The organism is Balneola sp. EhC07, from assembly GCF_001650905.1.
GTDB lineage: Bacteria > Bacteroidota > Rhodothermia > Balneolales > Balneolaceae > Balneola.
The window spans coordinates 122,135-145,077 of the sequence record NZ_LXYG01000020.1; the positions used below are offsets into that span (position 1 = coordinate 122,135).

Genomic DNA, 22,943 nt, shown 5'->3' on the forward strand with positions numbered 1-22,943 from the left:
GTATGACTCCTCTTATTTTGTGTTAGTAGTTAATTTGAGCAAATGCTCTTTTCATTGTTTCATTGGCAACAATGCAACTACCGTACCAAATCATTCCATCATTCCGATGCTCTCCAGATGGGCTGTCAATTTTGCATAGGTGGCGGGCTTCCAGTTTTCCGGACGAAGATCAAAATCATAACCTTCGGGTTGCAAATCTCCAAGAACAGGTTTCAAAGAATTGCTGATCTTTTTTCTCCTTTGATTAAATGCTGTTCTCACTACTGTTTTTAAATTCTTGTCAGAGCAATCCATTTTTGGTTGATCAAAGGTCAATCTCAGAACCGAGCTTTGAACTTTTGGAGGTGGACTAAATGAATTTGGAGATACATCAAACAGCATTTCAACGGAACTCATAAGTTGTGTTTGAACAGAAAGGATTCCATAAGCTTTTGTTGAAATGTCAGCTGCTAAGCGTTCTGCAACCTCTTTCTGCATCATCAAAATGGCATCTTCAAATAGATCCCGATGTTCAAGTAATGAAAAAAGGATCGGACTAGTGATGTAATAAGGAAGGTTTCCCACTACATAAGTCTTCCCTTCTTTAGAAACCAATTCTTTCCAATCTACTTTCAAAACATCTTGTTGATGAATAGTGATTCCTTCAATTTCAGTCTCTAAAACATCGATCGCTCTTTGGTCAACTTCTATTACATGAACGTCGTCATACTTTTGAACAAGATACTTTGTTAAAGCTCCTGTTCCCGGTCCGATCTCTATTATGCGGTCTGACTTCTCTGCCTTAATAGCATCAACAATTTTATAAATGATGTTATTATCAGTTAGAAAATGTTGTCCGAGACTTTTTTTTGTTTTAAATGACATTAAATACTTTGAAGGTTATGTTCCCAAGCAGAATTAAATTTAACAGAAGTTTTAAATCTGGAAACTATTATCTGTAAATTAACGAACGCTTGCTTTACTTGTAAGCGAAACTAAGATTTATTTATGAGTTTACTTGATAAAATTGGGTTAGGACAAAAAAAGAATGATCTCGCTCCACTGATAGGTGAAAAGCTTAAAAAAGAGCAAGAGAAGTATTCTTTAAAAAGAAATCCTTATCTCAGAGCTTTTATTTTTATATGCTTTATTGGTATTTCTATTCTGTCTTTACCAAATGCTACCATTAACTCCGGTTTAAATTATACCGTTGGGCAACCATGGAGAGCGGAAGACCTTGTTGCGCCTTATACATTTGCCATCAATAAAACCACTGAGGAGATTGAGACGGAAGAAGAGCAAATTCGAAATACAGTTTCCCCTGTATTTAATATTAATCCGAATATTGCAATAGGTGTTCAAACCAAAATTGATTCTTTATACAGAAACATTCAGCCTGTTATTGAGAGCTATTATAATTGGCAGGAAAGTAAACAACAAAATCTTTCCCGTAATTTTGATGACAGTGTTCGATTTGCTCAGGAATATGCTAACGCCGAGATTCAATTAACAGAAAGTTCCTGGACCGTACTTTTTGACAGTTATTATTCTGCTCTGACAAACAATCGCCCTGTAAGTTCATTTATTGGTGTACAGGTAAAACAACGTCTCGAGTCCGTCATTGAAACTTTGATGAATGATGGAATCATAAACAGGACCAAAGCCAGTATCGATCAAAACGAAATTGTAATACGTGATGTGGTAAACAGTACAGAGAGAATAGCTACCAAGACCAGAGTCCGTGACCTCCGTGAAGCAAATGAATATGCTCAATTTCAATTAAACAGAGATTTTAATCAGGGCGTAGCTCAGCTTGGAATGGAGATGTATAATAAAGCCATTCAATCAAACTTAATTTTTAGTGAACAGGATACTCAGATAAGAATTGAAGATCAGCTTGCTCAGGTTTCACCAACCAAAGGTGCTATTGCTCAGGGACAGATGATCATCCGGAAAGGTGATATCGTAACGCAACAAAGCGCGAATGTTTTAAAAAGTCTATCTGCAAGCAGATCTCAAAATGCCTCTGTTGTTGAAAAATGGCTCCGGTTTTCAGGTGGAGTGATCGCTATTTGTATGATCTCTCTTGTCTTTTTTATGTACTTGTTCTTATACAGAAGACCTATAAGCACCCATAACGGATTATTCTTTTTGGTTTTCCTTACCATGGGGCTGATCGCTTTAGCCAGTGCAATACTACTCCGTTACGATATATCAAATATCTATGTAATTCCGGTTGCCATAGCTCCCATTATTCTGACCATCATTTTTGACTCCAGAGTTGGGATAATAGCATCGGTAACATTAGCAGCACTGATCGGTTTGGTAAATGGAAATGATTTTGAATTTACTATCGCAACTATTTGTGCCTGTAGTATGGGAGTTTTTTCAGTTAGAGATATTAAAGATCGATCTCAATTCTTCTTTACTACTCCCGGAGTTGTTTTTATCTCATACATAGTAGTGATTGGAGCTTTTTCTCTAACCAAACTGGGTGGATGGGAATCTTTCTTTAGTCAGATTCTATTTATAGGTATCAATTCGCTTTTTATCCTCTTCACTTACCCGATTATTCTTCTTTTTGAAAAACTATTCGGCATAACAACTGATTTTACCCTTCTGGAAATGAGTGATACAAACCGTCCATTGCTAAAAGAGTTAATGAACAAAGCTCCCGGCACTTTCCATCACAGTTTACAGGTTGCTAATTTATCTGAAGCAGCAGCGGCAGCTATCAAAGCAAATTCATTGTTGTGCAGAGTGGGAGCACTTTATCACGATATCGGAAAAATGGTAAAGCCATCATACTTCGTTGAAAATCAAGGAGGCGGAACCAATGAGCACGATAAGCTAAAGCCACAAATGAGCGCCATGGTTATTAAAGCTCACGTTAGTGAAGGTGTTAAAATGGCAGAAGAAGCCGGATTACCAAAAACCATAATCAGTTTTATAGAATCTCACCACGGCACTTCTGTTATCCGGTATTTTTATGAGAAAGCTAAAGAAGATGACAATCTGAAAGAAATGCTGAATGAAGAACAATTCAGATACGAAGGTCCGCTTCCCTCAACCAAAGAGACCGGAATTCTATTGTTAGCTGATGGAATTGAAGCTGCTTCAAGAGCGATGAAAAACCCAAACTACAGCAAGCTTGAAAATCTCGTTAATAAAATGGTTGATGACAGGGTCGCTGAAGATCAGCTAAGTCAATGCCCTTTGACTTTCAGAGACCTGAGCATTATCAAAGAAACATTTATAAACATTCTTGTTGGAGTATATCACGGACGTATTGAATATCCTGAAGAAAAGAAGGCCAAAAAGAAACTTCAAAATGAAGAAACTCCTCAAGAACAACAGGAACCTTCTGAAAACCAAGGGCAGTAGTCACTTAAATAATGGAGAAATTCAAACAAGAAGTTGACCTTTATATACAGTTTATAAAACTCGAGAAAGGTCTCTCTGAAAACTCCATTAATTCTTATAAAAATGATATAAGCCGTTATATTGATTATTTAGTTTTTCAAAAGAAAATCTCTGACTTAAGTGGAGTCACTCTTACTCATATAGAAGATTTTTTGGATTACCTGATCGACACAGAATGTTTATCTACCAGTTCGCTGGCTCGTAATATTTCCAGCATCAGAAGCTTTCATGAATTTGCCACTGTTGAAGGATTCTCTAAAGCTAATCCTGCAGAATTAATTGAACTCCCGAAAAAAGCAAAGAAACTGCCTGAAGTTCTGGATGTAGTAGAAATTGAAGCACTACTTTCATCACCAAATACAGAAAAACCTGCCGGCATCCGTGATAAAGCTATTCTGGAATGTTTATATGGAACAGGTATGCGTGTAAGCGAACTCACCGGATTAGAAATGGATCGCTTGTTTTTTGAAATAGGATTTATTCGCGTGATCGGAAAAGGAAATAAAGAACGACTGGTTCCGGTCGGTGAAGTTGCACAGGAAGCCATTGAACATTATGTAGAACATGTGAGGCCTCTGTTCTTTAAACCTCAGAAAGCTGATAAATCAAAAAACAGAGTGTTCTTAAACCAAAGAGGTGGCGCTTTAACCAGAATGAGTATCTGGAATATTGTTCAAAAAGCTGCAAAAGCTGCTGACATCAAAAAGCCGGTTTATCCTCACATTTTTAGGCATTCTTTTGCCACTCATTTATTAGAAGGCGGAGCCGATCTCAGAGCAGTTCAGGAAATGCTGGGACATGCTTCTATTCTTACTACGGAAATTTATACCCATATCGACCGTTCTTTTTTGCATCAAGTACACAAAGAATTTCACCCACGAGCTTAATTATTATGACACGATTCTTATTTCTTCTTTTATTTCTTATCCCGACAAGTTTATTAAATGGACAGTCCCGCTCCACTCAGGTTTACGATAACGGGCTGGTTGTATCTGCTGAAGTCTACGCATCAGAAGTAGGTAAACAAATTCTTCAACAGGGAGGTAATGCCGTTGATGCTGCAGTTGCAGTTCAATTTGCATTAGCGGTTACTCTGCCCAGAGCCGGAAATATTGGCGGTGGTGGTTTCATGGTAATTCAGTTAGCAGATGGCACATCCACTACACTGGATTTCAGAGAAAAAGCTCCTCAAAGAGCCTCCAGAAATATGTACGTTCGAAATGGAGAATTTGATCCCGAGCTTAGCTGGGAAGGTATTTTGGCATCTGGCGTTCCCGGAACGGTCGACGGTATGGTTACCGCATTAGAAAGATATGGGAGAATGCCGCTGGAGCTTGTAATTCAACCTGCAATCGATCTTGCTCAAAATGGATATTACTTGTCATACACTCAGGCACAAGAGTTGAATAGCCGGTTTAACACCTTCAGTAAATATGAAGGCTCCAAAAAATACTTTACAAAAGAAGACGGAACTCCTTTCAAAGAAGGTGATCTGTTTATTCAGAAAGATCTCTCAGAAGTTCTTGAACAAATAGCCAGATACGGACGTGACGGTTTCTATTCCGGATCAGTAGCAGATGCTATTGTGCAGCAAATGAGAGAAATGGGTGGATTAATATCTTATTCAGATCTAAGAAATTACAGCAGCAAATGGCGTGAACCTGTAAAAGCACGTTTCCAGGATTATGAATTGTCAATTATGCCTCCACCCAGTAGCGGAAGCATTGCTGTATATCAAATTTTAGATATGATGGATGACTATGCTCTTTCAGAGTTGGGACATAATTCAGCCGACTATGTTCATCTAATGGCAGAATCTATGAGACGAGCTTTTGCTGATCGCTCCTTTTATTTGGGAGATCCTGACTTTAACGACATTCCCAAACAAGATCTGCTAGATCCAAAATATAATCATGCACGAATGATAGATTTCTCTATGGATACTATCACTCATTCTTCTGCCCTTTCTCACGGAGAATTCTCAAACAATTACGAGTCTGATGAAACCACTCACTTTTCCATTATTGATCGGGATGGAAACGCCGTAGCAGTTACAACTACACTTAACGGATCTTTCGGAAGCAAAGTGGCTGTTAACGGAGCCGGCTTTCTTTTAAATAACGAAATGGACGATTTTTCAGCTCAACCCGGCGAACCAAATGCATATGGCCTGATAGGAGGCGAAGCCAACTCCATTGAACCCGGCAAAAGAATGCTTAGCAGTATGACTCCTACAATAGTTACTAAAGATGGAAAGGTCAGAATGATACTGGGAGCGGCTGGCGGTCCAAGAATAATTACAGCGACTCTTCAGAACTTTTTAAACATCGCTGTGTTCGGCATGAATGCTCAGGAAGCAATTGCTGCAAACAGAGTCCATCACCAATGGTTACCTGATATTCTTTTTTATGAAAACTATGGATTGAGCCCGGATACTATTCGCCTGTTGGAACAAAAAGGGCACCAACTCAGAACCATGTCAATTGCCCGGGGACATTTAATTTATATCGACCCGGATGGAAAGAAATCAAGTGGTGTAGATCCACGGGGTGACGGGCACGCTGCCGGTTTTTGACCTTCCAAACCGTAGGGACAATTCATGAATTGTCCCTACGGTTTGGATTCTAAATATGGCTCAATACATTCTTCGCAGTTACTGAATTGTGTGAATCGTGCCAGATCACTCCTCCCTTATTCAAGACAAATATTTGTGGTGATTCATGTCTCACATTAACCCTTTCAGCAAAACTTTTTGAAATAGCACGTTCGCTGATCACATCTATTAAATGAAAATCTATTTCCGGATTACCAAGAAGTTCCTGGTCATTCAAATTTCGAAGAGCAAAATAGCTCACTCCGCAACTCGGGCTGTGTTTGTACACAATCTGCTTGCGCTCGTTTGAAGATCTCAGAATTTTATCTATCTCCTCTTCAGATGAAACATGATTCCAGACACTCTCCTCTTCTGAAGGAGCTTCCACTCCGGTAAATGCATTAGCAAGTTTTTCTAAAAATCCCATTGTGCTATTTTTCAATAAATATATTACAATTATGACACTTTATGGAACTCATCTCCTGAATCATTCATTATATGTACTAAACTAACAAACGATTGGAGACTATGGATACAAAATTACAAGGTTACTGGTTAGGACATTCCGCATTTAAATTTGTAAGCCCAAAAGGAAATATAATTTATGTCGATCCTTTTTTGAAGGACAACCCCTCTACTCCGGACGCGCTTAAAGAAGTAGAGAAAGCAGATTTCATTTTGCTCACTCATGGACATGAAGATCATGTTGGTGATACATTAGAAATTGCAAAGAAGACCGGATGTAAAGTAGTTGGTATAGTTGAACTGATTGGCTTATTAACAGATAAAGGTCTAAGTGAAGATCAAGCCGTAGCTTTCAATAAAGGTGGTACGGTTCGTTTTGATGATTTTTCCGTAACCATGGTATCTGCAAACCACAGCTCTTCTTTTGATGGTAAATATGCCGGGGATCCAGCCGGATTAGTACTTTCCTTTGAAGATGACCTATGCATTTACCATATGGGTGATACTAATATTTTTACTGACCTGACTTTATATGGAGAGTTGTATGAGCCACATGTAGTTTTAGCTCCAATTGGAGATCATTTTACAATGGGACCTCAGGAAGCTGCTTATGCTGTTGAAATGGTTAATCCAAATTTAGCTGTTCCAATACACTATGGAACCTGGCCTCCAATTGATTCTGATCCGAATGAATTTAAAGAAGTGCTGCAAGAAATTTCAGATGTAGAGGTTTTAATTCCTGATGTCGGTAAAGAATTCTTAAACACTGACTGAGTTTTAAGATTGTCCTTTTAATTCGGTTTCATCTTTTAGCCGAAGATGGAAGAATTTTATATCATCATCCCGAATTACGGAAACACTGAAGCTCCTTGTTGAATGGAAAAGCTCAAGAAGTTCATTTAAACTGTATTTAGCTACCGGTTCAAAGTTTATTTCATAAAGAACATCATTTGCCTGAATACCGATCTTTTCGGCGATGGAATTTTCACGCACCTTTGAGACAATATAATAAGGAAGCCTTAAAAAAGGAGTCGTAATCTCCAGTCCGCTGGTGTTGTAGCTAAAGTCGTCTTTAAAATCGCTGTTTGGCCGAAGTAACATACTTGGCTCATTATAATTGAATATTACACTAAATCTTCTGAAAAAGTCAGCTCCGATACTACCGTTTCTGTTTCCTCTGTTTGCAACCTGTCTGATGCCTTCAATATCCGGATATGCAATTATTGGATAATCCAGCTCTAACCCATTAACTGAAAGTTTTCTAGCTCTCCCTATGTCTCCATAAATTTCTCCGCTCAACCCACTACCCAAATATGATCGAACAGTTTTAGAAGGAATATGAATGCCTTCCTTAGAATTGGGATACAAGAAGATATTATGACTTGCTCCTGAATCTATTAAAAGCTTTACATCAATATTAGTAGAGTCGCTTTGAGTAATCTCTGCATTCATATAAATTTTATAGTCATGCTTCTCTAAAGGAACATAAACCCATTTTTTATCCTTCTTTTTTTCTTCATATTTCTCTTTGAAGTAATCAGGATCATGAAAGTAGAGTTTCTCAGATTTGTAATCTATTTCGACTATAAAATTTTCAAATATATCATAACCCATCAGGCCGTTTACTCTTCTGCCCATAAAATTTGAAAGTCGAAGAACACTTTCCATTAATAGTACCACAGAATGGTTTTCACCCTCGATCCCATCCAGATAAATTTCATTGTTGCCGGATGTGAGTGCCGATATAGGACCACCGTTTCCTAATCCACTTAGCTCAATATCACCTTCGTAATTAATAGTAAAGCTTTGGTCTTCTCCCAATTCCGTGATAACCGTTCGACCGGCTCCGGTATCCAGAATAAAGTACAAATCACCGGAGTCATTAATTTGTGTTGGAATGACAACAAGATTATTAATCAGATCAAAAGACATTGAGACAGTGCCTTTATGAAGCTTTTCAATTCTGATATCTCGCTCCTCTCGATTACCTTCTAAAACATGCTTAGTGCAATTCAAAGAAAATAATACAGCCCCAAAAACCAATATGAATATCTTGTTATTCTTCAAATTCTTTTTTTTGATGGATACGCAATGTGTCTTAAGTGTTGCAAATAGCATATTAATTAGTTCTGTAACTTTTCCAAAACTTCTTTTATACAATCCTATCGGTTTTGGTTTATTACAACAGATGCTTCACCTTTCTGTTCAGAATCTGGAACCCCGAATCCAGGTGTCCGATCTTTTCCAGCTTTTCTGAAATTTTAAATCTAATTCTGAATCATTTTTACCCTGAGCTTTTAAAGCTTGTTGTATTCCAAATAAAGACCAGCCATTATTCGGATGATTTTCTAACTCTTTTTCATGCACTTCTATTGCCCTATCATGTTCTTCTGTCTCCAGCAAAAGAGCTCCGTACCAGTGTCTTGGAGAAAATGGTATCGGTTCCGGTTCATCATACGCTAAAGAATCGTAGTATTTTATTGCCTGTTTGAATGATTCTTCAGCTTTTTCGAGCTCTCCTTTTTCCCAGAATATTTCTCCTTCTAAAATATAACCCACCGTACTCAAAAGGTTTTCAGCGGAATGAAATCTGAATCTAGCGGAAGAAGTTGAAGCTTCTTCTAAAATTTTTTCTTTCATCTCAATTGCTTTCTCTTCATCATCGTTTTTTAAAGAAGCATAACCCTGAGCAAAATCCCACATCCCACCATGTACAGAATGTGACGGTCTGTCTTCTATAGCCGGCACTTCATCAAATCTTCCAAACCGTATCAATGTGAGTACATGATACATGTTATTTCCGGTAAGTTTAGCGTAATCCTTTCCGGCTTGTATCGCTACCGCTCCTTGTCCATCCATACTAGCTGCAAAAGCCAACATATGCAGATTATGAGATGGATAAATAGCAAATCCTTCTCCCACGGATGCTTTCATATCAGAATGCCACGCCATAATATTTGCAGTTACAGCATCTCCCCAACGTCCGATTTCATTCCATGTATGCGAAGGCATATGATTAATATGACTTGCCCCCGGAATTGAAGTTCCAATATATTCAGCGCATGGTTCTGCCCATTCGGGGTTTTGCGTTGACTCTGTAGCATGAATATATAAATGACAAGCTCCCGGATGCTTGATATCCGTTTCTAATATTCCTTCCAGCACAGAGTGTAGTTTTTCTACATCAGGATCGTTCACATCTCTGGTTCCTCTTCTTGGCTCTAATAAAAACAAAGATTCTGCATATAGTGTAGCTATATCCAGATCATTCGGATATTTTTGGGACAGTTTCGCCATTTCCTTTGAGTAAAGAGTATCCTGAACTGCTCTGGTTCCCCGATCATAATCTTTGATATATCTAACTGAAAAAGCTTTTATAAGGTCTTTTTCTTTATCACTGCCGTTATTCTCTGAAACTTCTATCGCTTCCTGAATTTTCTCATAAGCTCTGGGGGCCTCAGCTGTAGTCATTGCGCCGTTCAGATAAGATCCCCACGCCCATGCTTCTCCCCAATAACAAACTGCACATTCAGGATCTGCTTTTTGGGCTTCCCGAAACGAACGAGCCGCATCTACTTTTGTAAATGCATACATCATCTGAAAACCCTGATTGAAATAGGCTTGTGCTTTTTTATTATCTGATGAGATCGGATATTCAAAATCTCCCAAGGCTACATCAAAGAGAAGAATCGGCTCATCAAAATCGGATGGATAATTTACATCCTGAGCGATAAGTATAACCGGAAAGAGCGGTAACATCATTAAAAAAATAACTTTTCTCATAGTAAAAATATTGAACTCTAGTTTTCAGATTATAATAGATAAACAGCGTCTAAAAAGTAAATGTTTGTACCCTGACATTTGAATCTATGTTGTATATCTTGAGTTAAAATTAATTTCAAACAATCTTCTATGGCTGACTTGATTGGTGTTTTCGCTTTAATTGTAGGACTTGAGCTCGTTCTCGGTGTTGATAATATTCTTGTTATTACTATTCTTGTAAGTCGGCTTGAGGAAAAATATCAGCAGCGTGCGAGAGTAATAGGGCTGGTTCTTGCCATGGTAGCTAGAATTGTTTTACTGTTTCTACTGCTACAGCTCACTGAACTGACGAATCCGATCGTAATGGGCTTATCTGTCAGAGATCTGATACTAATTATCGGGGGATTATTTCTTCTCTACAAAGCAGTGAAAGAAATTCATAATACCATTGAACTAAAAGACGAACACGATGCTGCAAAAAATGTCAAAGATTCTTTCAGTTCGGTAATTACTCAAATTGTGCTCCTAGATATGGTCTTTTCTGTTGATTCAGTAATAACAGCTATAGGGTTAACAGATGTAGTTTGGGTTATTGTTACTGCAGTTATTTTAGCCTTTGTTGTGATCTTAATTTTTGCAAAACCAATAGGTGAGTTCATCCTCGAAAATCCGGCGCTGAAAATTCTTGCTCTCTCATTTTTGATCACCATTGGAATAACCATTTTTATGGAGGGTTTACACAAAGAAATCCCTAAAGCGTATATCTATCTTCCAATGGGTTTTGCTCTATTTGTGGAACTACTTCAAATGCGATATTCAAAAAATAAACAAGATTATAATCAGGAACTCAAAGATAAACTTCCGGATTAAGCATTATTGATCACTCAATTATAGAGATTGGTTTTCATCCAATGAGCAAACTTTTACTTTTTTAAAGAAACTACATCAGTATAATTGTTCAAATACTAACTATTACATTTATCCATGAGATTCTTTCTAATTCCTCTAATCTTTATTCTTATTCAATGTCAGCCCCAACCCTACGAATTCAGTGAAGACAATTCTTCTGAAATTCTAAAAACCTTAAGTTCTGATGATATGAGGGGGCGACAGGCCTTTACTCCTGATATCGACAAAGCAGCTGATTACATCAATGACAAATTCGACCAAATAGATCTTGATGAATTAGATGGCGAATCTGACTATTTGCAAAAATTTGAAGTACTGTCTATAAAAGTAAAAAACGCTGACATAGAAGTTGGAGGCACTGAGGTAAGTCCTGCTAACTTTTTTGTACTCGGTGATACTGCAAACATAGAATGGGCTGAAACCAATCAAATTGAAACCGTTAAGATTGCAGAAGGCGAGAACTTTCAGCAAAGATTTAACGAGATCCGTGAAAAAAATGTCGAAGCTTTTGTTTTTATAGATGAAAGCCATGAAGCGATATTCCGCCGATACCAACCTTTCTTTTCCAGAGCCTCCAGAACATTTCCTGAAGAGCAATCTTCAAATAAAGTTTTTGTTCTTTCTTCCGGATCTTCAGAAACCTCATTCAGCGCATACGTTACAAAATCGACTGATCGCCTGGAACTGGCCAATGTTGTTGGAAAGATTGAAGGAAATCGCAAAGATGAATATGTAGTTTTCTCAGCTCATTATGATCATATCGGAGTGAGACAACCAAATTCAGCAAATGCCGATTCTATTGCTAACGGAGCAAATGATAACGCCTCGGGAACAACAGCCGTAATTGAATTGGCTAAGTATTTTAAGAGTAAGGGTACTCCTGAAAGAACTTTATTATTTGTTGCTTTCACGGCAGAAGAATCAGGTGGATATGGTTCTAAATATTTTTCCAAACAACTTGAGCCGGATCAGATCATGGCTATGTTCAATATCGAAATGATAGGAAAACCGGCAGTTGAAGGACCAAACACAGCTTGGATCACCGGTTTCGAAAAATCCAGTTTCGGTGAACTGCTCCAAAAAAGTGCTGAAGGTACTATTTATGAATTCTATCCGGACCCTTACCCAAATCAAAATCTTTTCTACCGTTCTGATAACGCCACTTTAGCAAGATTAGGAGTTCCTGCTCACACTATAAGCACAACCCCAATTGATGTTGATCCTGACTATCATAAGGTTTCTGATGAATTTGAAACGATCGATATTGCGCATTTAACAAACACGATCCGTGCTATTTCACAAGCTGCAGTTGGCATAGTATCCGGACAGGATACTCCAACCAGAGTAGATGCTTCTCAATTAAACTAGTATTTATCATTTCAAAAAAGTAAAATGAAGCGATCATAAATCAATAAAACTATTATGAAAGCTTCATTTTCTTTATTTCTGTTTTCTCTCCTCTCAATAAGCCTGTTTGCTCAGGATTATGCCATTCAACAACTGGAAAACTCCCCAAGACATCATGAATGGATTGAAATTGAATCAAGTGGCAGGACAATGCACAACTTTGTGGCATTCCCTGAACGGTCTGACAAAGCTCCCGTTTTCATTGTTATCCATGAAAATCGTGGATTGAATGACTGGGCAAGAAGTTTTACTGATCAATTAGCAGAAAAAGGGTTTATTGCCATTGCCCCGGATCTGATATCAAATACAGTTGAAGGGATCGAAAAAACCGGTGATTTTGAAACTTCTGATGCAGCGCGTTCTGCAATTTACGCTTTAGATGCTGATAATGTGACCCAAGATCTAAAAGCCGTTTTAAAATATGCGAAATCAATAGAAGCCGGAAATGGAGAAGTCTACATTGTAGGATTTTGTTGGGGTGGATCGCAATCATTCCGTTTTGCAACTAATGCCGGAGATGAGATCGAAGCGGCAATGGTATTTTATGGCACAGGACCTCAAGAAGCCGAAGCTTACTCTACTATTCAAGTACCGATTTTTGGTTTTTATGGTGGAGCCGACAACAGAGTTAATGCTACTATTGAAGGATCCGAAGAAGCTATGAACTCATACGATAAAACATATAATTATGAAATCTATGATGGTGCGGGACATGCATATATGAGACGAGGAGATGACCCTGAAGCTTCTAAAGAAGACCCTAATGTAAAAGCCAGAAATGCTTCCTGGGAAAGGTTACTGAACATTGTAAAGGACAATTAAATTGAAATCCAAAGATCAAATAGAGTTGGAAATTCATCAGGCTTTTGATGAAGTGATCAACTTTATTCGTCAACAGGATGATTCTCTGTTTGATCGACCAAAAGCAGAAGGAAAGTGGAGTACCGGTCAACAGCTTGATCATTTGATCAAAAGTGTAAAACCACTAAGTACCGGAATGGGATTACCAAAGATCTTACTTAAGTTCCGGTTTGGGGTCAGAAACAGAGCAGAAAGAACATATGATGAGGTGGTTAGTAAATACCATCAAAAACTGGAGGAAGGCGGACAAGCAAGCGCAGCTTTCATTCCACTTAAAATTTCTATTGAGCAAAAAGATCAGCTTTTATCAGCCTACGAAAAAGAAAAAATCAGGCTTGTTAAGGTGCTCCAAAAATGGTCTGAAAAACAACTCAGCACCAATGTCGCCCCGCACCCTCTCTTAGGTAAATGTACCGTTCGTGAGTTATTGTACTTTACTATTCATCACAACTATCATCATCTGGAAAGTATTAAGGATATTCCATAATTCTCTTTGTGGGATTTTTTAGTTAAAATGATGCGCGCCTTTTATTTGTAATCCGACTTTTAAATTTAAACTAACCCGTTTATTATGTCTGAAGAATCAACTATTTCTAACGTACCTAAATGGTTTTTGGGTGTAGCTATTGCGGCACTAATCTGGAACCTATTAGGAGTTTTTGCATATCTGGGACAAGTGTATCTGATGTCAAATCCTGAAATGCTGGCCGAACTTTCGGTAGACGAACAAAATTTATACAAAAACACTCCTATTTGGGCAACTATTGGTTTTACACTGGCAGTTTGGGGAGGAGCTTTAGGCTCTCTATTACTAATACTTAAAAAGAAAGCCGCTAAACCTGTCCTGGTCGTTTCTTTGGCAGGTATTATAGTACAAATGTATCATTCATTTTTTATCAGTAATAATTTTGAGGTTTATGGTCCCGGAGCAGCAGTAATGCCTGTAATGATCATTATATTCGGAATTGGACTTGTTTGGCTTTCTGATAAAAGCGTTAAAGAAGGTTGGCTGCATTGAAGTTGCTAACATTACGTTAGACGGCTAATATTTTACAATCAATAATGTATTTTTTTCTGGCTAGGTCTTAATTTCCTTACTTAATCTAAATTCTAATTATCATTTTCATTGGGAAAAAGAAATTACCTCCTGGCTATCGCATTAATTTTTATCCTTGCTGGTTGTTCTACACAAAAATCAGTTCAAATTGTATCTGAAGGATATAAGACTACAAAAATCAATAATGCCAGCCTTGTTATTTTACCATTATCAGAAAAATTTGTCGACTCAGAAGTTTGGGAAAATCACTTTCAATTTGATTCCACGAATTCTAGTGATATAAGTATCCATAACAGATTTCTTTTCTTTGAATACTATGGAACTGCTTTTTCGAGAGTTTCTACCTCTAATGTTAAAGACTTAAGCACTAGTACAAACCTTGAAAATGTTAATAGTTCTATAGAATATGAAAATGTGAAACTTGCTACTGATAAAGAAGGAGAGTTTCTGACATTTTTAGCCCCTAAGAATGGCACACTGACCATAGATAACCAAGAACCGGATTTTGTTCTTTTTACACAGACCCTGAGATGGAAAAATGAACTCAAATCACAGGGTACAGTAATAATGGGGAGTGAAAACGAGTATTCAGTAAATATCAATATTAAGCTCAAGTATCTTATTTGGGATAATAAAAATGAAAGTATAGCCTCGTATGGAGTGATTTTAAAGACTGAATCTTTGATGGGAGTTCCTAAATCGCCTACTTACGAGAAAATAGCAACTGAACTTGCTCAAGATATAATAGAAGCTAGTCCGATTTTTTAAACCGAATAGTACCATTAGGCTGAACTTGAGCAAGTCTATTCAAATGGATATCCAAAACCTTTCCGATCCTTGGGTATCCACCAACCGTTTGACCATCCTTCATTAATATTATTGGCGATCCGTTTGGAGGCAATTGAATGATCCCGGGAATAACCCCGGATGACACCATTTCTCTTTTCTTTCCTTCGATCTGAAAATCAGAGTTGAGCCGAATTCCCATTCTATTACTTTCAGAACTTATCTTAAATTCAGTACTTAAAAATTTATCTTGCTCTTTTTTTGACAGCCAATTCCATTCCGGGCCGGGAATAAACTCAACGGTGAGTTTTGAACTGTAATATGGAATTTCTTCTCGAGATGAAGTGTAAGACTGAAAATCAGCCTGAATTTCTTTCCAATGTAGTTGATCACCTTTTTGAAGAGTCCGACCTTCTATTCCTCCAAAATCTCCTTCGTTGTAAGTGGAATAACTACCCAGTATTTTTTCGATCTCCCAGATTCCCCTAACGCCCAAATAACAGCGACAACCTCTTCTTGCATATTCAAAATCTAGAATATCTCCTGACTTTATATCTAAACTAGAATTCAACTCTACGCTTATTCCGTTTACCGTTGGGTTCATATTAGCCCCTGTTAAAGCTATTACTGAATCTGACTCAAATCTGTACTTCCCTCCTTTCAGGGTCATTTCCAAAACGGGAGTCTCCGGAGAATTTCCGACCAGACTGTTTACCAACTCAAATGCGGAATTATCCATGACTCCCGAAACGGGAACACCATACTTTCTGAACCCAAATCTTCCCGCATCCTGTACAGTTGTAAATAACCCTCCGTCTATAACAACTAGCTTACCCATTCTTCGCTACCACTTTGTCAAACTCTTCTTTGGATATTGGTTTGAATCTTATCCTATCACCGGCTTTTAACTTAGTTGGGAGTGTTTTTTTGACATCAAAAAATGACTCTGTAGTTCTGCCGATGATTTGCCATCCTCCCGGACTTTCCAAAGAATAAATTCCTGTTTGATTTCCCCCAATCCCAACTGAGCCTGAAGGAACTTTGATTCTGGGTTTTTCTTTTCTTGAAACAGCAATACGATCATCCAGCCCTTCCAGAAATATAAACCCGGGCATAAACCCCATCATAGCAAGTGTGTAATTTTGTGTTGAATGTATTGAAATAACCTCTTCTTTCGATAAACCTGTTTTTACCTCAACCTCATTCCAATCCATACCTAGCTCATAGCAGACATTGATCTCAAAAATGTTCTTTTCTCTACTTAAATGTGGTTCCCTACTTGGAGAAATTTCAGAAATTTTACCGGGATCGTACTTAAACTGTGAGTCGTAAATAAGTGTGATAGAATCATAAGCAGGAATTATGTCCTGCAAGCCATCTATTTTTGACCGTTCTAACAGATCTGAAGCAGAATGAATGTGTTCTAAAACATTTTCCGATACTTTCGGTTGGAGTAACCAAGCTGTTTCCCCTAATCTGAAAACGGACCAGGATATTCCATTAAGGTGCAGTGATCCTGACTCCATGATTCTTTAGAAATTGATGAATATTTCTGGCAAGCACTTCAGAGCCTTTAGTATCGCTGTGCAAACAAATAGTTTCAGCTTTGATAGGTAATTCTTTGCCTGAGTATGCGATAACTTTTTCTTCGATCACCATTTTAAAAATCTGAGACAAAACTTCTTCCTTTTTGTGAAGAACTGCTCCTTCTTCACTCCGAGAGCGTAGCCTTAAGTCATCTTCATATGCCCGATCTGCAAATACCTCTGCACAAAATTTCAGATCATTTTTCAGAGCTACTTTTTCGAACTCTGATCCGGATTGTCCATAAACAACAACACCCAGACTCAATTCTTTGATAGCTTCAGCTACCGTTTTCGCAATATCTCTATATACTGAAGCTGCATTATATAATGCTCCGTGAGGTTTTATGTGATGAAGCTCCACTCCCTCTAAATCAGCAATTTCTTTTAAACTTAAGATTTGATCTTTGATACTGTTTTTAAGTCGATCTCGGTTCATTTCCAGCTGCCTGCGTCCAAATCCTGCTCTATCAGGATAAGAAGGATGTGCTCCTACCTTCACTTTGTTTTTTTTAGCCAGAATTACAGTCCATCGCATACTGATCTCATCTCCAATATGTCCTCCACAGGCAATATTACACGATGAAATGTAAGGCATAATAGCTTTATCAAGATCAGGACCCTCTTCGGATATCCATTCTCCCAGATCACAATTTAGATCAATACTTGTTTTCATAAGAACTGAAATACATTGTTCAAGCTTCTGAAACCAACCAATAACGCTACCAAAACCACTAAGCTTCCCAAAATATTCTGAATGGTTGTATTCACATAATCCCCCAAAATTTTCTTTTGGTTTACGACATACATCAAAAATATTGCAACCAACGGAAGTAAAATTCCATTGGCTACCTGAGCAAACTGGATAATACTTACAGGACTAAAACTCAACATTGAAAACAAAACGCCAATGATGAGAATGATCATCCAGACTGCTTTAAATTTTGGATGTTTCATATCTATATCCCAACCCAGAATTCCCTTCGCTGTAAATGCAGCAGCCAGTGGTGCCGTAATTGCAGATGAGATTCCGGCAGCAACCAAACCCAGTCCTAAAAAATCTTTTGCCCAACTACCCAGTAATGGTTCCAGCTGTACAGCCATATCAGCGGCGTTCTTAATTTCTGAACCTGAACTTCCTGATGCCGCACTTGTTATCACTATGCACATAGAAATAATTCCACCTAAAATAATGGCAACCATATTTTCTTTTCTCAAATCAGAAAGCTGACCGGTTTCAGAATATTTTTGCTGAACCGATGATGCATGAAGAAACAGATTATAAGGAACAACCGTCGTTCCAATTAACGCCACAACCAATAGAATTTCGTCAGCTGAAGCAGTAGGAATAAATAGCCCTTTTACTATTTCTGAAAGATCAGGAGCGATCATAATTGCTGTCGCCAGAAAAATCACACTCATTACTACAACCAGACCTACCAGGAAGTTTTGAATTCGTTTAAAGTTTCCTGAATACAACAACCAAAAAGCAATCCCACCTATGATCAGTGGCACTAATCTGATTTCTGCTCCTTCTATAATGATGTTTACAGCAGGAAGTACTTCGTTCCAACCAAGAACAGCCCCGGATATATTTCCCCCTTCATAGGCTGCATTACCGATAACAATTGCACCCAAAACCAATGTGATCCCAAAGATCCTTAATAACGGATTTTGTAGTTCGCCACGAATTGCTTCACCAAACCCCTTTTGAGTAATTAAACCCAAGCGAGCGGTCATTTCTTGTAGTACAATCGTTGCAATTACTGAAAAAAATAAAGCCCAAAGCAACGTATATCCTGAGTTCACTCCGGCTAGTGTACAAACGGTAACGGTTCCGGGACCAATGAAAGCTGCTGTGACTAAAGTACTTGGACCGAAATATTTTTTAACTTGCAATTTCATGGTTAAGAATATAGAATGTACCGTTTACAATCACGAATTCAGATCAAAGATTCTTATGGCTAAAGCAAACAACAAAACTGTCCCAACTCAACTCAAGGTACAGGATTACCTGAATGCTATTGAAGATCCTCAAAGAAAAGAAGATTGTATCAGAATTCATGATATGATGAAAGAAATTACAGGGCGAGAGCCAAAAATGTGGGGAACTTCCATCGTTGGTTTTGGGACCTATCACTATAAATACGAAAGCGGTCGGGAAGGTAATATGCTTATGACCGGATTCTCTAACCGGAAGCAATCTATTACTTTATATATTCTTGGCGGATTAAACAAAAGAGAGGAACTTTTAAGTAAACTCGGACCTTATAAAACCGGTAAATCATGTCTCTACATTAAAAGACTTGAAGACATCAATACTGATATTCTAAAAAAGATGATTGAAATAGATTTCAAACATGTAACAGAAAAATATGAGATCGTTGATTAATACAGATTAACTATGATCAGAACTTTTAAATCTAATATTCGTTTAACTCCACAGTTATTCATCAGCATTGAACCATTCTTAATTGAGTAATGACTTTAAACGATTTCACTAAACAGACTCTGGAATTCCCTGACGACTACGAAGGAAAAGTAATCGCTACTTTGATTCGTTCTAACGAAAACATCAAGGGAAGAAAATCCATACTCTATATTCATGGTTTCAATGACTATTTCTTTCATCCTCATTTAGCCGAAGGTTTTCATAAAAACGATTACAATTTCTTTGCGCTTGATCTCAGAAAATATGGGCGATCCCTTCTCCCTCACCAGCACCCGAATTATTGCAGAGATATTTCAGAATATTACGAGGAGATTACTGAATCTCTCAGCATCATACACAAAGAGAATGGAAATGAAATTGTAATTCTTGGACATTCTACCGGTGGTTTGATTGCAAGCATGTATGCGAATTATGGTGAAAAAAGTAATCTGATTTCTGCATTGATTCTGAACTCCCCTTTTTTCGAGTTTAACATTTCTAAAGCAGAACGGGATTTAAATCTGTTTTTTGCCCGGATAATTTCTTTTTTTATGCCCTATGCTAATAAAAGTAAACCTTTATCAAGTTTATATAACCGAAGTTTACTGAAATCATATTATGGAGAATGGGAGTTCAATGAAAACTGGAAACCCGAACGTGGTTTCCCCGCATACTTTAAATGGTTGATTGCTGTTTTTAATGCTCAACAAAAAGTGAGATCATCATCGGATATTTCAAAACCGATATTGGTTATACACTCTAAACGATCTGATATAGCAAAAAAGTGGTCTCCTGAGGTTCTTGGAATGGATATGGTATTAAATGTTGAAGACATAAAAGAAACTGGAAAGAAATTGGGAAAAAAAGTTACCTTCCTCCCTGTGGAAAATGCTATCCACGATATTTTTCTATCAAAAAAAGAGGTTCGTGAAAAGGCCTTTAATGAAATGATTAACTGGTTAAATAAGACGATTAAATAATCACTATGGAAAACAGTATAGTTTTTGAAACTACAATTGATGCATCGGCAGAAAAAGTTTGGGAAACACTTACAAATCCCGATAAAATTGAACAATATATGTTTGGCTCTCGTTGCGACAGCAACTGGACTCCGGGAAGTAAAGCCAACTATTATATCAAACAAAACGAAAAAGAGATTACTGTTGTAAAAGGAGAGGTGATTCGATCCATTCCTAACAAACTATTGGAACACACGCTTTTTCCTGCTAATTCAGGAATCGAAGATACTCTGGAAAACTATCTTGTGATCATTTATGAAATGGAAGAAGAAGATGGGAAGACTGAATTGACCATCACTCAAAAAGGCTACAAATATGTAGAAAATGGTAAGGAGCGCTACATAGATACTCAAAAAGGCTGGAAAGCAGTTCTCCCTAAACTAAAGGAAACTGCCGAAAAAGCGTGAGTCAGGAACAACCGAATAATCCTCTGCATGGCGTAAAATTAGCACAAATTGTAGAGGATCTAGTTGAATATTATGGCTGGGAACAGTTGAGCTATCACGTAGACATCAATTGTTTTAAAAACGACCCGAGTATTAAATCCAGTCTTAAGTTTTTACGAAAACACCAATGGGCACGAGATCAGGTCGAAGAACTTTGGGTTGACGTTTATGGGAGTTAGATCGCAATCTTTATAATTACCGGAAAATGATCTGAACCGATATCAGCGCCTGTCCTTCTGTCTGTCACTTCTATTTCTTTACTGACCAGTACATGATCAATAGCTACAGAAATAAACGGAATTTGAGCGTTCCAACTTGGCTGCAAACCGAAGCCCAGTCTTGAATCTCTCAGGCTCGTTCCATCAGTAATTCTGTTAAAATTGGGAGAAAAGCTGGTCGTATTCAGATCTCCTATCAAAACCGTTCTACAATTTAGAGTTTTAACCATTTCGTTTAGGTTTGTAAACTGCTCATTCCGGTAATCGAAATAATCAGTTCCAATTGGTGGTAAAGGATGAGTAGCGATCAAATAAGTTTCTTTACTATCCATGTTGATCTTAAAATAGAATGAAGGAACACCGCTATTAGACAGAATTATCTTTTCCGGATCTATTAACTCTACCTTACTCAGCACTACTAATCCAAAGTTATCTTCTCTTATTTCTGTTAGCTTAAATGGGAACTTTGATCCTAAAGAAGACAGATTAGTATCCCATTTTTGATTTACTTCTTGTAAAACAATTAAATCGGGGTCTTCATTTATGATAAAGTCTAAAACTTCATCAGAATTGTTATTTGATGATAATAGATTTATAGAAAGGATCTTGATATCAGCTACTGAATCGACTTTATCTATCGGGACATAATATTTAACCAACCCGATTCCGCTAAGCAAAAAGAAAACCAACCCTGCTATTGCTTCCTTTTTCATTTTCAAACTTAAAGCCCCGACTCCTAAAAACATAAAATAGAAGCAGTAATAAACTCTGAAATGTGAAAACCCGTCTAAGACCCAATGATATTTTCCTAAGAAGCCTATAAGAAAAGGAAGCAGACCTAAAACAAACATCCCCCAAAACACTTTTGCTTTCAATACAGCTTCTCCATTTGTTCGTCGTACTTCTCAATCAACTCTTTCCAATCGTATTTTTTAACTATGCTTTGATAATCCACCTGACGAATTCCCATTACACTCTCTATCGCAGTTTCTAATCGGGCAGGAAGCTCTCCTTCTTCATATAAAAATTCTCTATCCAATTCTTCCGGTAAATGTTCAGGATACGCTAAGCGATTAGGTAACAACGGAAAACAATCACAATACATCGCTTCGATCACACTTCCTCCAAAAAAATCCTGATTTGATGTTACGGGAAGAATATCTGCGCGCCATAGCCATTTAGCATAGTCGTCAAAAGAATCAGCATATCCCCAATGTAAGATCTCGTCTTTGAGTTTTTCTTTTGCTTCATCAAATATCGGAGGGTTTACATCATTTTGTTCTCCCAACACAACCAGCTTGAATCCGATCTCTTTTTCCTTTAACTCAAATAACGTCTCGAAAAATTCTTCCGGATTTTTGTCATACTCCCATCTGTGATTCCATAAAATGGTCGCCTCGGATTGTTTTTCTTTATCTGATGAACGGAAATCTTCAAATCTTTTCAGATCTAATCCTAAATGCAGTACTTCGCTTTTCTCTCTGATAACTTCGATGTTATCTCTTTCTCTCTTATCCGGAAACTGTTTTAAGAATTTGGGTAAAGCTCCCAAGAAAGAATCCATATGATATTTTGAGTTAAAAAAGACTTTATCTGCTGAAAGTGCTGAAGCATAATTGATAAAGGAATAGTGGTTATTTCGCTTCTTCTTCACATCTCTGTCTTGTGGCGACCATGGGTAAGTCAACTGGTTCTCATGAAAGTACATGGCTACCGGAATGTTTGCCGATCTCTTTCTGGTAAGAGAAAGAAATGTAGTGAGGTCCAGCATCGAAGTAGCGAGAATCAGATCAGGAGATTCTTCTAATTGATTAAATTGTTTTGCTAAAGAAACCGCACCACCGTGCATTCTCCATTTCCAGTGTCGACCGGGCAAACTTAGAATTTGAACGTTGTGCTTCGAATGTTTCTGTAATCCTTCCGCCCACTGCTGATGAGATCCGGAATAAAAGGGTTCTAATAATAAAATATTCATTTCGTCCTTTTCATTATGGATCAAACATA

General features: G+C 37.7%; 24 protein-coding genes. 14 read left to right on the forward strand and 10 right to left on the reverse strand.

The window, feature by feature from the left end:
• Positions 1–90: 90 nt before the first annotated feature.
• Positions 91–864 carry a 16S rRNA (adenine(1518)-N(6)/adenine(1519)-N(6))-dimethyltransferase RsmA gene (rsmA, locus tag A8B79_RS14975; protein WP_066224285.1) on the reverse strand — a complete coding sequence of 258 codons (774 nt, stop codon included), beginning with the start codon at positions 862–864 and terminating at the stop codon, positions 91–93.
• 123 nt (positions 865–987) lie between these two features.
• On the opposite strand from rsmA, the gene A8B79_RS14980 reads away from it, so the two are divergent.
• Genes A8B79_RS14980 through ggt form a run of 3 tightly spaced genes read left to right on the forward strand, consistent with a single transcriptional unit; the run spans position 988 to position 5,977 of the window.
• Positions 988–3,363, forward strand: a complete 2,376-nt coding sequence (locus A8B79_RS14980; RefSeq protein ID WP_082894208.1) for an HD family phosphohydrolase — start codon at positions 988–990, stop codon at positions 3,361–3,363.
• An 11-nt stretch (positions 3,364–3,374) separates the two neighbouring features.
• Entirely contained in the window at positions 3,375–4,289 is a 915-nt protein-coding gene (xerD, locus tag A8B79_RS14985; RefSeq protein ID WP_066224289.1) for a site-specific tyrosine recombinase XerD, read from the forward strand.
• Between the two features lie 5 nt (positions 4,290–4,294).
• Positions 4,295–5,977 (forward strand): gamma-glutamyltransferase, encoded by a 1,683-nt coding sequence (gene ggt / locus A8B79_RS14990; protein ID WP_066224292.1) that lies wholly within the window; start codon positions 4,295–4,297, stop codon positions 5,975–5,977.
• A gap of 49 nt (positions 5,978–6,026) precedes the next feature.
• On the opposite strand, the gene ytxJ is transcribed toward ggt, so the two are convergent.
• The gene (gene ytxJ, locus A8B79_RS14995) at positions 6,027–6,437 is read right to left on the reverse strand and encodes a bacillithiol system redox-active protein YtxJ (protein WP_161485183.1); all 411 of its coding nucleotides are present in this window, start codon (positions 6,435–6,437) and stop codon (positions 6,027–6,029) included.
• 86 nt (positions 6,438–6,523) lie between these two features.
• Between ytxJ and A8B79_RS15000 the strand changes: the two genes are divergently transcribed.
• Entirely contained in the window at positions 6,524–7,234 is a 711-nt protein-coding gene (locus A8B79_RS15000; RefSeq protein WP_082894209.1) for a metal-dependent hydrolase, read from the forward strand.
• A 3-nt stretch (positions 7,235–7,237) separates the two neighbouring features.
• Here the strand turns inward: A8B79_RS15000 and A8B79_RS15005 are convergent, their stop codons facing one another.
• Both A8B79_RS15005 and A8B79_RS15010 read right to left on the reverse strand, forming a co-directional pair.
• A complete protein-coding gene (locus A8B79_RS15005) occupies positions 7,238–8,527 on the reverse strand; it encodes a PDZ domain-containing protein (protein WP_161485184.1) in 1,290 nt (429 codons plus the stop codon).
• A 138-nt stretch (positions 8,528–8,665) separates the two neighbouring features.
• On the reverse strand, positions 8,666–10,243 hold the full coding sequence (locus tag A8B79_RS15010) for a tetratricopeptide repeat protein (protein WP_066224304.1): 1,578 nt from the start codon (positions 10,241–10,243) through the stop codon (positions 8,666–8,668).
• Positions 10,244–10,372: 129 nt separating this feature from the next.
• Between A8B79_RS15010 and A8B79_RS15015 the strand changes: the two genes are divergently transcribed.
• From A8B79_RS15015 to A8B79_RS15040, 6 genes are all read left to right on the forward strand, one after another.
• The gene (locus tag A8B79_RS15015) at positions 10,373–11,092 is read left to right on the forward strand and encodes a TerC family protein (protein ID WP_066224307.1); all 720 of its coding nucleotides are present in this window, start codon (positions 10,373–10,375) and stop codon (positions 11,090–11,092) included.
• Between the two features lie 114 nt (positions 11,093–11,206).
• Positions 11,207–12,499 (forward strand): M20/M25/M40 family metallo-hydrolase, encoded by a 1,293-nt coding sequence (locus A8B79_RS15020; protein WP_066224312.1) that lies wholly within the window; start codon positions 11,207–11,209, stop codon positions 12,497–12,499.
• Between the two features lie 54 nt (positions 12,500–12,553).
• Complete coding sequence (locus tag A8B79_RS15025; protein WP_066224316.1) at positions 12,554–13,360, forward strand: dienelactone hydrolase family protein; 807 nt, start codon at positions 12,554–12,556, stop codon at positions 13,358–13,360.
• Between the two features lies 1 nt (position 13,361).
• Positions 13,362–13,886 carry a DinB family protein gene (locus A8B79_RS15030; protein ID WP_066224320.1) on the forward strand — a complete coding sequence of 175 codons (525 nt, stop codon included), beginning with the start codon at positions 13,362–13,364 and terminating at the stop codon, positions 13,884–13,886.
• An 84-nt stretch (positions 13,887–13,970) separates the two neighbouring features.
• Positions 13,971–14,417, forward strand: a complete 447-nt coding sequence (locus tag A8B79_RS15035; protein ID WP_066224323.1) for a hypothetical protein — start codon at positions 13,971–13,973, stop codon at positions 14,415–14,417.
• A 108-nt stretch (positions 14,418–14,525) separates the two neighbouring features.
• A complete protein-coding gene (locus A8B79_RS15040) occupies positions 14,526–15,224 on the forward strand; it encodes a hypothetical protein (RefSeq protein WP_066224327.1) in 699 nt (232 codons plus the stop codon).
• Here the strand turns inward: A8B79_RS15040 and A8B79_RS15045 are convergent.
• From A8B79_RS15045 to A8B79_RS15060, 4 genes are read right to left on the reverse strand one after another with little or no spacing between them, the layout of a single operon-like run.
• Positions 15,208–16,080, reverse strand: coding sequence for a biotin-dependent carboxyltransferase family protein (locus tag A8B79_RS15045; protein WP_066224330.1), 873 nt, complete (start codon positions 16,078–16,080; stop codon positions 15,208–15,210). The two genes, A8B79_RS15040 and A8B79_RS15045, sit on opposite strands and share 17 nt — an antisense overlap.
• Entirely contained in the window at positions 16,073–16,768 is a 696-nt protein-coding gene (gene pxpB / locus A8B79_RS15050; RefSeq protein ID WP_066224334.1) for a 5-oxoprolinase subunit PxpB, read from the reverse strand. Before pxpB ends, A8B79_RS15045 begins: the two co-directional genes overlap by 8 nt.
• Positions 16,743–17,501 carry a 5-oxoprolinase subunit PxpA gene (gene pxpA, locus A8B79_RS15055; protein ID WP_066224340.1) on the reverse strand — a complete coding sequence of 253 codons (759 nt, stop codon included), beginning with the start codon at positions 17,499–17,501 and terminating at the stop codon, positions 16,743–16,745. Before pxpA ends, pxpB begins: the two co-directional genes overlap by 26 nt.
• Complete coding sequence (locus A8B79_RS15060; protein WP_066224343.1) at positions 17,498–18,730, reverse strand: Nramp family divalent metal transporter; 1,233 nt, start codon at positions 18,728–18,730, stop codon at positions 17,498–17,500. The genes pxpA and A8B79_RS15060 overlap by 4 nt, the downstream gene beginning before the upstream one ends.
• On the opposite strand from A8B79_RS15060, the gene A8B79_RS15065 reads away from it, so the two are divergent.
• The 4 genes from A8B79_RS15065 to A8B79_RS15080 all read left to right on the forward strand — a co-directional run bounded on the left by A8B79_RS15065 (position 18,729) and on the right by A8B79_RS15080 (position 20,900).
• A complete protein-coding gene (locus A8B79_RS15065; RefSeq protein ID WP_235603770.1) occupies positions 18,729–19,217 on the forward strand; it encodes a DUF1801 domain-containing protein in 489 nt (162 codons plus the stop codon). The genes A8B79_RS15060 and A8B79_RS15065 overlap by 2 nt on opposite strands.
• A gap of 89 nt (positions 19,218–19,306) precedes the next feature.
• On the forward strand, positions 19,307–20,236 hold the full coding sequence (locus tag A8B79_RS15070; RefSeq protein ID WP_066224346.1) for an alpha/beta hydrolase: 930 nt from the start codon (positions 19,307–19,309) through the stop codon (positions 20,234–20,236).
• Positions 20,237–20,241: 5 nt separating this feature from the next.
• Positions 20,242–20,682 (forward strand): SRPBCC family protein, encoded by a 441-nt coding sequence (locus A8B79_RS15075; protein ID WP_066224347.1) that lies wholly within the window; start codon positions 20,242–20,244, stop codon positions 20,680–20,682.
• Positions 20,679–20,900: a VF530 family DNA-binding protein gene (locus A8B79_RS15080; RefSeq protein WP_066224351.1), complete on the forward strand. Its 222-nt coding sequence runs from the start codon at positions 20,679–20,681 to the stop codon at positions 20,898–20,900. The genes A8B79_RS15075 and A8B79_RS15080 overlap by 4 nt, the downstream gene beginning before the upstream one ends.
• On the opposite strand, the gene A8B79_RS15085 is transcribed toward A8B79_RS15080, so the two are convergent.
• Entirely contained in the window at positions 20,897–21,652 is a 756-nt protein-coding gene (locus A8B79_RS15085; protein ID WP_161485185.1) for an endonuclease/exonuclease/phosphatase family protein, read from the reverse strand. The two genes, A8B79_RS15080 and A8B79_RS15085, sit on opposite strands and share 4 nt — an antisense overlap.
• A 158-nt stretch (positions 21,653–21,810) precedes the next feature.
• Positions 21,811–22,914, reverse strand: a complete 1,104-nt coding sequence (locus A8B79_RS15090) for a tRNA-queuosine alpha-mannosyltransferase domain-containing protein (RefSeq protein WP_066224357.1) — start codon at positions 22,912–22,914, stop codon at positions 21,811–21,813.
• Between the last annotated feature and the right edge of the window lie 29 nt (positions 22,915–22,943).

What these genes read in the sequence shown, in the direction of transcription:
- A8B79_RS15010 (WP_066224304.1), bottom strand. Translation starts at nt 10,243, where the DNA reads ATGAGAAAAGTTATTTTTTTAATGATGTTACCGCTCTTTCCGGTTATA.
- A8B79_RS15090 (WP_066224357.1), bottom strand. Translation starts at nt 22,914, where the DNA reads ATGAATATTTTATTATTAGAACCCTTTTATTCCGGATCTCATCAGCAG.
- A8B79_RS14980 (WP_082894208.1), top strand. Translation starts at nt 988, where the DNA reads ATGAGTTTACTTGATAAAATTGGGTTAGGACAAAAAAAGAATGATCTC.
- A8B79_RS15065 (WP_235603770.1), top strand. Translation starts at nt 18,729, where the DNA reads ATGGTTAAGAATATAGAATGTACCGTTTACAATCACGAATTCAGATCA.
- rsmA (WP_066224285.1), bottom strand. Translation starts at nt 864, where the DNA reads ATGTCATTTAAAACAAAAAAAAGTCTCGGACAACATTTTCTAACTGAT.
- A8B79_RS15045 (WP_066224330.1), bottom strand. Translation starts at nt 16,080, where the DNA reads ATGGGTAAGCTAGTTGTTATAGACGGAGGGTTATTTACAACTGTACAG.
- A8B79_RS15000 (WP_082894209.1), top strand. Translation starts at nt 6,524, where the DNA reads ATGGATACAAAATTACAAGGTTACTGGTTAGGACATTCCGCATTTAAA.
- xerD (WP_066224289.1), top strand. Translation starts at nt 3,375, where the DNA reads ATGGAGAAATTCAAACAAGAAGTTGACCTTTATATACAGTTTATAAAA.
- A8B79_RS15020 (WP_066224312.1), top strand. Translation starts at nt 11,207, where the DNA reads ATGAGATTCTTTCTAATTCCTCTAATCTTTATTCTTATTCAATGTCAG.
- A8B79_RS15060 (WP_066224343.1), bottom strand. Translation starts at nt 18,730, where the DNA reads ATGAAATTGCAAGTTAAAAAATATTTCGGTCCAAGTACTTTAGTCACA.
- A8B79_RS15035 (WP_066224323.1), top strand. Translation starts at nt 13,971, where the DNA reads ATGTCTGAAGAATCAACTATTTCTAACGTACCTAAATGGTTTTTGGGT.
- A8B79_RS15075 (WP_066224347.1), top strand. Translation starts at nt 20,242, where the DNA reads ATGGAAAACAGTATAGTTTTTGAAACTACAATTGATGCATCGGCAGAA.
- ggt (WP_066224292.1), top strand. Translation starts at nt 4,295, where the DNA reads ATGACACGATTCTTATTTCTTCTTTTATTTCTTATCCCGACAAGTTTA.
- A8B79_RS15025 (WP_066224316.1), top strand. Translation starts at nt 12,554, where the DNA reads ATGAAAGCTTCATTTTCTTTATTTCTGTTTTCTCTCCTCTCAATAAGC.
- pxpA (WP_066224340.1), bottom strand. Translation starts at nt 17,501, where the DNA reads ATGAAAACAAGTATTGATCTAAATTGTGATCTGGGAGAATGGATATCC.
- A8B79_RS15070 (WP_066224346.1), top strand. Translation starts at nt 19,307, where the DNA reads ATGACTTTAAACGATTTCACTAAACAGACTCTGGAATTCCCTGACGAC.
- A8B79_RS15085 (WP_161485185.1), bottom strand. Translation starts at nt 21,652, where the DNA reads ATGAAAAAGGAAGCAATAGCAGGGTTGGTTTTCTTTTTGCTTAGCGGA.
- A8B79_RS15015 (WP_066224307.1), top strand. Translation starts at nt 10,373, where the DNA reads ATGGCTGACTTGATTGGTGTTTTCGCTTTAATTGTAGGACTTGAGCTC.
- pxpB (WP_066224334.1), bottom strand. Translation starts at nt 16,768, where the DNA reads ATGGAGTCAGGATCACTGCACCTTAATGGAATATCCTGGTCCGTTTTC.